The organism is Bradyrhizobium monzae (assembly GCF_021458635.1).
Taxonomy (GTDB): domain Bacteria; phylum Pseudomonadota; class Alphaproteobacteria; order Rhizobiales; family Xanthobacteraceae; genus Bradyrhizobium.
In genome coordinates, this window is sequence record NZ_JAIRDQ010000011.1 from 144,914 (window position 1) to 156,863 (window position 11,950).

The 11,950-nt window shown below is 63.8% G+C and carries 11 protein-coding genes and 1 pseudogene; 4 read left to right on the top strand and 8 right to left on the bottom strand.

Annotation, left to right across the window (positions count from 1 at the left end; translation table 11 throughout):
* Window position 1: 1 nt before the first annotated feature.
* The 3 genes and pseudogenes from K3F49_RS31455 to K3F49_RS31465 all read left to right on the top strand — a co-directional run.
* Window positions 2-268, top strand: a pseudogene (locus K3F49_RS31455) (RNA-binding S4 domain-containing protein); the annotation flags it as partial.
* 136 nt (window positions 269-404) lie between these two features.
* Window positions 405-743, top strand: coding sequence for a ferredoxin FdxA (fdxA, locus tag K3F49_RS31460; protein WP_200470515.1), 339 nt, complete (start codon window positions 405-407; stop codon window positions 741-743).
* Between the two features lie 349 nt (window positions 744-1,092).
* On the top strand, window positions 1,093-1,905 hold the full coding sequence (locus K3F49_RS31465; RefSeq protein ID WP_234684779.1) for a CarD family transcriptional regulator: 813 nt from the start codon (window positions 1,093-1,095) through the stop codon (window positions 1,903-1,905).
* An 86-nt stretch (window positions 1,906-1,991) separates the two neighbouring features.
* Here the strand turns inward: K3F49_RS31465 and K3F49_RS31470 are convergent, their stop codons facing one another.
* The 8 genes from K3F49_RS31470 to cyoA form a co-directional block, all read right to left on the bottom strand.
* Window positions 1,992-3,383 (bottom strand): adenylate/guanylate cyclase domain-containing protein, encoded by a 1,392-nt coding sequence (locus K3F49_RS31470; protein ID WP_234684901.1) that lies wholly within the window; start codon window positions 3,381-3,383, stop codon window positions 1,992-1,994.
* Between the two features lie 141 nt (window positions 3,384-3,524).
* Entirely contained in the window at window positions 3,525-4,058 is a 534-nt protein-coding gene (locus K3F49_RS31475; protein ID WP_234684780.1) for a response regulator transcription factor, read from the bottom strand.
* Window positions 4,048-5,433, bottom strand: a complete 1,386-nt coding sequence (locus tag K3F49_RS31480) for an ATP-binding protein (protein WP_234684781.1) — start codon at window positions 5,431-5,433, stop codon at window positions 4,048-4,050. Before K3F49_RS31480 ends, K3F49_RS31475 begins: the two co-directional genes overlap by 11 nt.
* A complete protein-coding gene (locus tag K3F49_RS31485; RefSeq protein ID WP_234684782.1) occupies window positions 5,405-6,241 on the bottom strand; it encodes an SURF1 family protein in 837 nt (278 codons plus the stop codon). Before K3F49_RS31485 ends, K3F49_RS31480 begins: the two co-directional genes overlap by 29 nt.
* Window positions 6,242-6,249: 8 nt before the next feature.
* Complete coding sequence (gene cyoD / locus K3F49_RS31490) at window positions 6,250-6,630, bottom strand: cytochrome o ubiquinol oxidase subunit IV (protein ID WP_234684783.1); 381 nt, start codon at window positions 6,628-6,630, stop codon at window positions 6,250-6,252.
* Window positions 6,627-7,256, bottom strand: a complete 630-nt coding sequence (gene cyoC / locus K3F49_RS31495; RefSeq protein WP_234684784.1) for a cytochrome o ubiquinol oxidase subunit III — start codon at window positions 7,254-7,256, stop codon at window positions 6,627-6,629. Before cyoC ends, cyoD begins: the two co-directional genes overlap by 4 nt.
* Window positions 7,257-9,254 carry a cytochrome o ubiquinol oxidase subunit I gene (gene cyoB, locus K3F49_RS31500; RefSeq protein WP_234684785.1) on the bottom strand — a complete coding sequence of 666 codons (1,998 nt, stop codon included), beginning with the start codon at window positions 9,252-9,254 and terminating at the stop codon, window positions 7,257-7,259.
* Between the two features lie 11 nt (window positions 9,255-9,265).
* On the bottom strand, window positions 9,266-10,426 hold the full coding sequence (gene cyoA / locus K3F49_RS31505) for a ubiquinol oxidase subunit II (protein ID WP_234684786.1): 1,161 nt from the start codon (window positions 10,424-10,426) through the stop codon (window positions 9,266-9,268).
* 180 nt (window positions 10,427-10,606) lie between these two features.
* Between cyoA and K3F49_RS31510 the strand changes: the two genes are divergently transcribed.
* The gene (locus K3F49_RS31510; RefSeq protein WP_234684787.1) at window positions 10,607-11,944 is read left to right on the top strand and encodes an MFS transporter; all 1,338 of its coding nucleotides are present in this window, start codon (window positions 10,607-10,609) and stop codon (window positions 11,942-11,944) included.
* The last annotated feature ends 6 nt before the right edge of the window (window positions 11,945-11,950 follow it).

Genomic DNA, 11,950 nt, shown 5'->3' on the forward strand with positions numbered 1-11,950 from the left:
CGAGCGGCAGCGCCTCGACAAATGGCTGTGGCACGCGCGGGTGGTGAAGGCGCGCACCTCCGCGTCTGAGCTCGTCGAGTCCGGTCACGTTCGCATCAACGGCACGCGCGAGAAATCGCCGGGCCACGCGATCAAGATCGGCGACGTCATCACGGTCGCGCTCGATCGCACCGTGCGCGTGTTGAAGGTGACCGGCTTCAACGAGCGCCGCGGCGATTCGGCCTCGGCGCGCGTGCTCTACGAAGAACTCGGTGAACGCAAAGAGTAATTAATTGCGCTTAGAGTTCATTTCTTGGTCGATCAAGCACATAAAGCCGTCATGATCGGGGCTTCCCGACCTTGCAGCGCCGGGCCATCCGCGCTACGCAAGCCGCGACTTTTAAAAGAGCTTTTCGGAGCGTTGGATGACTTACGTCGTCACTGAAGCCTGCATCAAGTGCAAGTACACCGACTGCGTCGAGGTCTGCCCGGTCGACTGTTTCTACGAGGGTGACAACATGCTCGTCATCCACCCGGACGAGTGCATCGATTGCGGCGTGTGCGAGCCGGAGTGCCCCGCCGACGCCATCAAGCCGGACACGGAACCGGGCCTGGAAAAGTGGCTCCAGGTCAATGCCGACTACGCCAAGAGCTGGCCGAATATCACCCAGAAGAAAGAATCACCCGAAGACGCGAAGGAATTCGACGGGATGGAAGGGAAGTTCGAGAAATATTTTTCTCCGAACCCCGGCTCCGGAGACTAAATTCCGGCGCAAACTTAACCCTAATACCTTCGTCAACGTCGAAAAGCAGCCCTGAAGACCCCTAAATCATTGATTTTTGCGGGAAATGTGCTATATTGGGCACATTAAGCTGAACCTCCGTCAGCCCAGTTGGCTCCGTTGGGTTCCCGTGAAACCAAATGTCGAACAGGGGCGTGGCAGTTTCCGCGCGCAGGCTGTGTCACAGAAAACGCGTAAAAAGAGTACTTCAGCGAGGGCTTCCCATAAGGAGGCCAAAAAAGTCGCCGCGGCCAGCCGTAGCGCATCCAAGGGTCGGGCCGCTGCCAAGGCGCCGCCGGCTGCAAAGTCCTCGAAGAACAAAAGAAGCGCAATGCCTCACAAGACTGCCAAACCGGCCGCGAAAGCGACCGTTGCCAAGCCTGCTGCTGCCAAGCCTGTTCTTGCCAAGGCTCCCGCTGCCAAGCCCGTTGCTCCGAAGGCCCCTGTTGTTGCCCCTGCCAAGGCTCCCGTTGCTGCTGCGAAGCCGGCCGTGAAGGCCGCTGCACCTGCGCCGAAGGTCGAGGAAAAGAAGGTCGTGACCCAGCGTCAGGGCTTCAAGGCCAATGAATTCGTCGTCTATCCCGCTCACGGCGTCGGCCAGATCCTGGCCATCGAGGAGCAGGAGATCGCCGGCGCGAAGCTCGAGCTGTTCGTCATCAACTTCATCAAGGACAAGATGACGCTGCGCGTTCCGACCGCCAAGGTCGCCAACGTCGGCATGCGCAAGCTGTCCGAGCCCGCGCTGGTCAAGAAGGCGCTGGAGACGCTGAAGGGCCGCGCCCGCGTCAAGCGCACCATGTGGTCGCGCCGCGCCCAGGAATACGAAGCGAAGATCAACTCGGGCGACATCGTCGCGATCGCGGAAGTCGTGCGCGACCTCTATCGCTCGGAGTCGCAGCCGGAGCAGTCCTACAGCGAACGTCAGCTCTATGAAGCGGCGCTCGATCGTCTGTCCCGCGAGATCGCAGTGGTGCAGCACTCGACCGAGACCGAAGCGGTCAAGGAGATCGAGGCCCAGCTCGCCAAGAGCCCACGCCGCAACGCCAAGGCGGAAGCCGCCGACGGCGAAGGCGAGACGGATGCCGAGGGCGATACCGACGATACTGATGGCGATGGCACCACCGTCGCTGACGAGGCCGCATAAGCGGCTCACGTCGATCGCAAGCAATCAAAAGCCCGGCCGGATGGCCGGGCTTTTTGTTTGTGATGCAGCGGCGGTCGAGCCTTGCCTTACGGCGCTGCGCGCGGCTGGGTCCAGATCGCGATCGGCCGCTCGAGCCCGCGGATCGCTTGGGGATCCAGGGCGATCAACGATGCAAATGTGTCGGCTGTGCTGCCGAGCTCCAGCTTGGCGCGGCTGACGAGATCGTGGCTTGCTACCAGCGCACAGCCGAGCGTGCGCGTCAGTGCTTCGAGGCGGCTTGCGGCGTTGACGGTCGCGCCGATCACGGCAAATTCCAGACAGGTGTGCCCGATGTCGCCGAGCACCACCGGCCCGTAATGCAGGCCAAAGCTGACGTGCATCGGCGGTTCACCGGACGCTCTTCGCTGCGCGCTCCAGCCGTCCGCTGCCGCCATCATGGCCTGGGCGCAGCGCAGCGCATTGCTGGCGTCGCGCGTGCCGGCGAAGGGCGTGCCGAATGTCGCCATCAATCCGTCGCCCAGATATTTGTCCAACGTCCCGTCGTGACGGAAAACCTCCTGCTCCATCAATCCGTGGAATTCGCGCAACGTCCGCACCACCTCCTCCGGAGGACGCACATCGGCAAAGGCCGTGAAGCCGACGATATCCACGAACAGCACCGCGACGTCCTGCGTGCGCACCTGCTTCAGTGGCTCGTCGTGCTTCGACAATTCCGTCACGACGTTGGGTGAGAAATAGCGCGCAAGGTTGCCGCGCTCCCGTTCCACCGCGGCATGCCGTATCAGCAGATCGTTGCTGCGACGGACGGCGAGCGCCAGCGTCACGGCGACGATCATGAAGACGACGACTTCCTGGATGCGGAGGCCGAATCCGATCGCAGCAGGAGAGATCAGCGCGAGCAGCCTGTGATCGCTGCCCACCGCGTCCGCAATGCGGGCGGTCAGTGCGGGATCGCGATCTGGTTGCCACCACACCCAGGCTACGCCGATCACCCAGAGCGCTGCGGTCCATGTTCCGACCGCAACCACGGTTCGCCAGGAATAGGCCAGCGTGGCGCCCGAGAGCAGCACGAAGAAGTAGATGAAGTTGCCGAAATGGTATTGCATCGCCACCGGCCAGTGCGTCGTGCCGAAGGGATTCGGGACGACGATGACGAATGTGAGAAGCGCCAGGTCGCAGAACAAAAGCGCCAGTTCCGATCGCGACACGCCCACCCGCCCGACCCTGACCTGGGCCCAGCCGATCAGTGCGAACAGGCCGAGCAGCGCCACGTAGTAGAGCTGCTCCCAGGCCGGGTTGATGGCCGGCAGCAGGCAGGCGATGACCGCCAGTGCGACATAGCGAGCCCGCACGGCCAGTTGCAGGCCCTCCTGCTTGGCGGATGCGAGTGCGGCCTGCGCGAACTGAACGGTTTCGGTCTCGCGCTGGCTGCGCGCGCGTGAAGGCGCGGCAGACGAGTCGAGGCGCTCGACGAGCATTGTCACGGGGCGGTCTCCTCGCTTGGGGCGTTGCAGCACAACGGCGGCTGTCAGCCGCCGCAACCGATCATCAGTCTAGTGATGCATGGCCGCGAGGTCATCAGTTCGGCTGCGTGTTTTCCACCCGCGCGGCGAACCGCTCTACTTCACCGGCCGCTTCTCGAGCTTCCTCGCCAGCGTGCGCCGGTGCATGCCCAACCTCCGCGCTGCTTCCGAGATGTTGAAATCCGTCTCGATCAGCGTCTGGTGGATACGCTCCCATTCGAGCGTCTTGATCGAAGTCGGCCGCACGTCCAGCGCGACGTCGGCGTTGCCTTCGGCCTTGTTGAAGGCGGCTTCGATGTCGTCGGTGTTGGAGGGCTTCGCAAGGTAGTGGCAAGCGCCGAGCTTGATCGCTTCGACGGCGGTGGAGATGCTGGCGAAGCCCGTCAGCACCACGATCAGCGTCTCCTCGTCATGGGTATGCAGCAGCTCGACACAGGCAAGGCCGGAGGCGCCACCGAGCTTGAGATCGACCACGGCATAGCCGAAGGATCGCTCCTCCAGAACCTTCCGGACCTCCTCGATCGAAGCGGCGAGCACGACCTCGTAGCCGCGGCGCTCGAACGAACGCTTCAGCGTGCGCGCGAAACCTTCGTCGTCCTCGACGACGATGAGCGAACGGTCAGACGTCAAAGCTGCCTCCGATCGCGAGCGTGACGAGCGGCAGCGTCAGGCGGACGGTGGCGCCGCGCTTCCTGTGGTTCTCGGCGGTCACGCTGCCCCCCAGCTTGCGCACCACGTTCACCACCAGGAACAGGCCGAGCCCGCCGCCGGCGCGGCCCTTGCTCGATTGATAGGGCTTTCCGAGCTGCGCCAGCATTTCCGGCGCGAAGCCGGGGCCGCGATCGCTGATCGACAGAACGAGATTGTCGCCCTCGCGCTCGGCGACCAGCTCGACCCACTCGCGCGAGACTTCATAGGCGTTGTCGAGTACGTTGAAAATCACCTGCTTCAGCGCGACGTCCGAGACGATTGCGACGTCCTCGCCAAAGGTATTGACGAAATACAGTGTGCGCGCCGAGCGCGCGTCGCGCCATTCCTCGACCAGCGCGGTGACGAAAGCGGTCACCGTCGTCGGCGAGGATCCTTCGCCGCGCGCTTCGCCGGCCGAGACCAGAATACCCGTGACGATGGTCTTGCAGCGTTGCAGCGAGGTTTCCATCTCGGTGAGGTCCTCGGCGAGCTCCTGATCGGCGGCAAGATCCGGCATGCGGCGCCAATCGCTCAGGATGACGGAGAGCGAGGCGAGCGGCGTGCCGAGCTCATGCGCTGCGCCGGAGGCGAGCAGGCCCATGCGAACGATGTGGTCCTGCTCGGCGGCATGCTGGCGCAGTGCCGCCAGATGCGCATCGCGCTCGCGCAGGTTCCTGTTGATGCGGGTGACGAACACGACAAGCAGCACGGCGTTGAGGATGAAGCCCAGCAGCATGCCGGTGACGGTGAGCGTATAGGTCTCGCTCAGCGGATTCGGCGGCAGGTCGAGTGGCCGATAGGCCATCGTCAGCCACACGAAGCTCGCACAACTCAGCGCCACCAGCGACCAGGTCGACCGGGCATCGAGCAGCACGGCACCTAGAGTGACCTGAAGCAGGAACAGCGAGGTGAAGGGATTGGTGGCACCACCGCTCAGGTAAAGCTGCGCGGTCAGCGCGGCGACATCAAGCATCAGCGCGACCAGCAACTCGTTGTTGGTGATCGCGGCGCGATGGCGCACCCAGACCAGGCTCGAGACATTGAGCAGCACCAGCGCACCGATCACCGCGCCCATGCGGGTGAGGGGCAGGGGAATGCCAAGCCAGAAATGCACGCCGCCGATGGTCACGATCTGGCCAACCACCGCGGTCCAGCGCAACTGGATCAGCAGCGCCATGTTCTTGCGGTTGGTCTCGTCGTCGGTTGGGGCAGCGCCGATCAAGTCGCTGCGCGCGTCCGCCTGCGATTGCAGCGTGACCGCCAGCTCGCCGTAAGTGTTCCCGTCGTCAGGTCGATTCGACGATCGTTCCAGCATCTGATCCCGTCCTGCGGGCGGAGGCATCCGAGCCGCCGGCCGGTTCGTGGACGAAGCGTTTGCGGCGGAACAACCCGCCGCGGAATGTGACGAAAAGTCTACCAGCCAGCATGAACGCCAGGGCAAACCACGTCAGCGCGTAGATCAGGTGGTTATTGGGAAAGCGGACCACGGTCAATCCGCCGATTGGACCGCTGCCGGATTGTGATCCGGCATCGGCATCGACGAAGAAGGGCGCGACGTTCTGGAGATCGCGCGCGGACGCGATCGCGGCGACATCCCGCGAGTACCAGCGGTTGTGCTGGGGCACGTTGTCCCTGAGGAAACCGCCCTTTGGCTCCGTCATGCGCAAGAGGCCTGTGATTTCGACCTGACCGTTCGGATTGCCGCCCTCACGCGTCGATGGGTCGCGCCGCTCGGACGGCACGAAGCCGCGATTGATCAAGACAAGCGTGCCGTCGGCGCGCTGGAGCGGCGTCAGCACCCAATAGCCGGGGCCTTCCTCGGTGACGGCCTGAACCAGGGTCTCGCGGTCGTGCAGGAAGCGGCCGGACACGCTGACATGCCGGTATTCGTCGCTTGCGGCGGAGACCGCGGGCCAAGCTGCGCGCGAGGGGATCGGCTGCGCCGCGGCATGGACGCGCTGCTCGACGCGGTCGATCAAGGCGAGCTTCCAGGCACGGCGCTCGACCTGCCAGACGCCGAGGGCCATCAGAACAACGAAGGCAATGAGCGAGAGAGCCGTGAGCCACAGGCGCGGACGCGCAGCCCTCGCAGGGCTGCGCGGTTCGCTATCCTCGGGTCTCACGGGATCGCTCACTTCATTCCCGTCATCTCGTGAATCGGCATCATGTTGCTGTTGAGGTGGTTCATCACCCACAGCGAACCCGACAGCGCGATCACCACCATCACGATCGTGAAGATCAGCGCCATCATGCTCCAGCCGTTCTCGGACTTGGGGCTCATGTGCAGGAAGTAGATCATGTGCACGACGATCTGCACGACGGCGAAGGCCATGATGACCAGCGCGGTGATCTGCCTGCTCGGCAGAGTGCCGCTCATCACCAGCCAGAACGGGATCGCGGTGAGCACCACCGAGAGCACGAACCCGAGCATGTAGCCCGAGAACGTACTTTGAGCGTGGCCGTCGTCGTGGTGATGGTCGTCCGCGTGGGCGGCGTGGGTGTCGGTGTTCATCGCAGAACTCCCAGAAGATAGACGAAGGTGAAGACGCCGATCCAGACCACGTCGAGGAAGTGCCAGAACATCGACAGGCACATCAGGCGCCGGCGGTTGGCCTCGATCAGGCCGAAGCGCCAGACCTGCACCATCAGCGTCACCAGCCAGATCAGGCCGCAGGAGACGTGCAGGCCGTGGGTGCCGACCAGGGTGAAGAAGGAAGACAGGAAGGCGCTGCGCTGGGGCGTCGCGCCCTCATGGATCATGTGGGCGAACTCGGTGAGTTCGATGCTGATGAAGGCGACGCCGAACAAGCCGGTGATCGCAAGCCACATCTGCGTCTGCGCGATCTTGTTCTGCTGCATCGTCAGCATCGCAAAACCATAGGTGATCGACGACAGCAACAGCATCGAGGTGTTCACTGCGACCAGGTTGAGGTCGAACAGGTCCTTCGGCGCGGGTCCGGCGGCGTAGTTGGCGCCGAGCACGCCGAAGGCGGCGAACAGCATCGCAAAGATGAGGCAGTCGCTCATCAGGTAGATCCAGAAGCCGAGCGAGGTGCTGTAGCCTTCCGGATGCGGGTGTTCGTCGGCGAGATAGAAGACCGGCTCGCCGGTTTGCGAGGGATTGACAGCGACAGTCATTTACTTGGCTCCGGCGAGCAGTTTGGTGCGCGCGTCCTCGGTCCGGATGACGTCGTCAGCCGGAATGTCGAAGTCGCGGTGATAGTTGAAGGTGTGGCCGATCCCGACGACGAGCATCGCGATGAAGCTCGCAGCCGCCAGCCACCAGATGTACCAGATCAGGCCGAATCCCATCGCGGTGGCGAAGCCGGCAAGGATGATTCCGGTGCCGGTGCTGCTGGGCATGTGGATCGGCTTGAACCCCATGAGCGGGCGCTGGTAGCCGCGCTTCTTCATGTCCCACCACGCGTCGTTGTCGTGAACGACGGGGGTGAAGGCGAAGTTGTAGTCCGGGGGCGGCGAGGAGGTCGCCCATTCCAGGGTGCGCGCGTCCCAGGGATCGCCGGTGACGTCCTTGAGCTGCTCGCGCTTGAGGAAGGAGACCGCGAACTGCATCAGCATGCTGAGAATGCCGAGGAAGACGAGGCCGGCGCCGATCGCGGCGATGACGAACCAGATCTGGAGCGAGGGATCGTCGAACACGCGCAGGCGGCGGGTCACGCCCATCAGGCCGAGCACATAGAGCGGCATGAAGGCCATGTAGAAGCCGGTGACCCAGAACCAGAACGACAGCTTGCCCCAGAACGGATCGAGCTTGAAGCCGAACGCCTTCGGGAACCAGTAGTTGATGCCGGCGAACGCGCCGAACACCACGCCGCCGATGATCACGTTGTGGAAATGCGCGATCAGGAACAGGCTGTTATGCAGGACGAAGTCGGCCGGGGGGACTGCGAGCAGCACGCCGGTCATGCCGCCGAGCACGAAGGTCAGCATGAAGGCGATCGTCCACAGCATCGGCAGCTCGAAGCGGATGCGGCCGCGATACATCGTAAACAGCCAGTTGAACATCTTCGCGCCCGTTGGGATCGAGATGATCATCGTGGTGATGCCGAAGAACGAGTTGACGCTGGCGCCCGAGCCCATCGTGAAGAAGTGGTGCAGCCAGACCAGGTACGACAGGATGGTGATGACCACCGTGGCGTAGACCATCGAGGTGTAGCCGAACAGCCGCTTGCCGGAGAAGGTCGAGGTGACTTCCGAGAAGATGCCGAAGGCGGGGAGAACCAGGATGTAGACCTCGGGGTGGCCCCAGATCCAGATCAGGTTCACGTACATCATCGGGCTGCCGCCGAAATCGTTCGTGAAGAAGTTGGTGCCGACGTAGCGATCGAGCGAGAGCAGCGCGAGCACGACGGTCAGGACGGGGAAGGAGGCGACGATCAGGATGTTGGTGCAGAGCGCGGTCCAGGTGAACACCGGCATCTTCATCATGGTCATGCCGGGGCAGCGCAGCTTGACGATAGTGCAGATCAGGTTGATGCCGGATAATGTCGTGCCGACGCCCGCGACCTGCAGCGCCCAGATGTAATAGTCGACGCCGACATCAGGACTGTAGCCGATGTTCGACAGCGGCGGATAAGCCAGCCAGCCGGTGCGGGCGAATTCGCCGATGAACAGCGAAGCCATCACCAGCACCGCGCCGCCGACCGTCATCCAGAAGCTGAAATTGTTCAGGAACGGGAACGACACGTCGCGGGCGCCGATCTGCAGCGGAACGACGTAGTTCATCAAGCCGGTGACCAGCGGCATCGCCACGAAGAAGATCATGATCACGCCGTGGGCGGTGAAGACCTGGTCGTAGTGATGAGCGGGGAGGAAGCCTTCGGAACCGCCAAACGCGAGCGCCTGTTGCGCGCGCATCATGAGCGCGTCGACGAAGCCGCGCAGCAGCATCACGATGCCGAGGATCATGTACATGATGCCGATGCGCTTGTGGTCGACGGTGGTGAACCACTCGCGCCACAAATAGCCCCAGAGGCGGAAATAGGTGAGGCCGGCGAATAGCGCGCCGCCACCGAGCGCGACCATCACGAAAGTACCGACCAGGATCGGCTCGTGCAGCGGCAGCGAATCGATGCCGAGGCGGCCGAAGATGAGCTTGAGAAGATCAGGAGACATGTGAGCTCTCTTCAGGAGTCTGACTTGGGACGTTGTCCGAGGAAGAAGGACGAAGACTTCAGCGGCGCGAAACTTGGCCGCTTCAGGCCGGCACCGGTGAGCGGCGCGGGATCGAGCGGCGCCCTGATCGCGGCCGTCGTCCGACCCTGCGGCGCATCCGGCGTGCAGGTGCCGGCGACGAAGGTCGGCTCGGGCCCGAGCGCGGTGCCGCGGCGGGCGTACTTGTCGTAGGCCAGCGGCAGGGTGTTGTTCAGGCCCTCATGGCCGAGACCGCCCTTGGCGTCGATTGCCATCATCTCGCTCTGGCACATCTTGCCGGTCTCGACGCACATGTTGAGGATCAGGCGGTAGAGATCGGAATCGACGGTGCCCCAGCGGCGCACCGGCTCGTTCTCGCTCGGCTTCTCGAGCTTTAGATATTCGGCGCGGCCGAGCGAGCCTCCGGCTGATTTGGCCTGCGCGATCCAGGCGTCAAAGCCCTTGTCGTCGAGGCCGTGGAAGGTGAAGTGCATGCCGGAGAAGCCGGCGCCGCTATAGTTCGCCGAGAAGCCCTTGTAGGCGCCGGCGTGGTTGATCACGGCGTGGAGCGACGTCTCCATGCCCGGCATCGCGTAGATCTGTCCGGCGAGTGCGGGGATGTAGAAAGAGTTCATCACCGAGGACGCGGTGATGTGGAAGTTGATCGGGCGGTCCACCGGCGCGGCGAGCTCGTTGACGGTGGCGATGCCGTAATCCGGGTAGATGAAGAGCCACTTCCAGTCGAGCGCGACGACATCGACGTCGAGTGGAGCCTTGGACTGGTCCACGGCGCGTTCCGCATGGATGCGGCCGATGTTGCGATAGGGGTCGAGCAGATGCGTGCCCATCCAGGTCAGCGCGCCCAGGCAGACGATGATCAGCAGCGGTGCCGACCAGATCACCAGTTCGAGCTTGGTCGAGTGATCCCAATCCGGCTCGTAGCGGGCCGAGGTGTTGGACTGGCGGTAGCGCCAGGCGAACAGCACCGTCAGCGCCATCACGGGGACGACGATCAGGAGCATCAGGACGGTGGAGATGATGACGAGGTCGCGCTGTTGCGCCGCGATATCGCCGGCTGGCGCCAGCACGACGTAGTTGCAGCTGCTGAGCGCAACTGCCAGGGGTAGCAGCGCCAGGATCTTGAGACGGGACACGGGGCGAGCCTTTGAGAATGAGTTTCCTTTGCGGGGCCAATGGGTAGCTGCGGCGCAGCAATCCGGACATTGGACAATTTGTCCAATGTTGCAGTGCGGGGTGTTGGGTCAAACAAGGCCAGCTTGCCTGGCGTCCGCCGGGCGGTCGGCTTTGGTTTTCAGGACGTTAAGGGCGCACGCATGGCGACGGCACAGACCCCCGCAATGGCAGACCTCCACTCGGGTGAGCACGGCCATGACCTGGCCAGTCCCGGCGAGATCGCCATCGGCGTCATCATCGGCCGCACCTCGGAATTCTTCGACTTCTTCGTCTACGCGATCGCCTCGGTGATCGTGTTTCCGCGCCTGGTGTTCCCCTTCACGAGCGAACTGACCGGCACCCTCTACTCCTTCATGATCTTCGCGCTGGCCTTCATCGCCCGGCCGCTCGGAACCGTCATTTTCATGACCGTCGACCGCGAGTACGGCAAGACGGCCAAGCTGGTCTCCGCGCTGTTCCTGCTCGGCACCGCCACCGTGGCGCTCGCGTTCCTGCCGGGCTATCACGACATCGGCGTCGCCGCGATCTGGCTGCTGGCGCTGGCACGTATAGCTCAGGGTCTGGCCTGGGGCGGCGCCTGGGACGGCATGGCCTCGCTGCTGGCCCTGAACGCGCCCGCCTCCAAGCGCGGCTGGTACGCGATGGTGCCGCAGCTCGGCGCTCCGCTCGGACTGATCGTGGCAAGCGCGCTGTTCGCCTATTTCGCCGGCAACCTCTCGGCCGACGATTTCTTCGACTGGGGCTGGCGCTATCCGTTCTTCGTCGCCTTCGCCATCAACGTCGTGGCGCTGTTCGCGCGCCTGCGCATGGTGACGACCGAGGAATACGCATCGCTGTTCGAAACCCGCGAACTACAGCCCTCGCGCATCTCCGACACGGTTGCGCGCGAAGGCCACAACATCATGCTCGGTGCGTTCGCGCCGCTCGCAAGCTTCGCGCTGTTCCACATGGTCACGGTGTTCCCGCTGTCCTGGGTGTTCCTGTTCACCCGCGAAAGCCCGGTGCGCTTCCTGATCATCGAGATCGTCGCCGCCGTGTTCGGCGTCGCCGCGATCGTCATGTCCGGCATCATCGCCGACCGGGTCGGCCGAAAATCGCTGCTGATGGGATCGGCGATCGCGATCGCGATCTACAGCGGCTTCGCGCCGCAGCTGCTCGATGCCGGCGCGTTCGGTGAGACCATCTACATGGTGATCGGCTTCATCCTGCTCGGCCTCTCCTTCGGCCAGTCGTCGGGCGCGATCGCCTCGAACTTCAAGCAGATGTACCGCTACACGGCGTCCGCGCTGACCTCGGACATGGCTTGGCTGTTCGGCGCCGGTTTCGCGCCGCTGGTCGCGTTGCTGCTCGCCACCAATCTCGGCGTCATTGCCTCGGGTGCCTATCTGCTCTCCGGCGCGTTCTGGACCCTGCTCGCGCTCTGGCTCAGCGGCCAGCGCGAGGTGGGTGACATGGACGCGGGCGAATCTTCGAACTGACGGGAA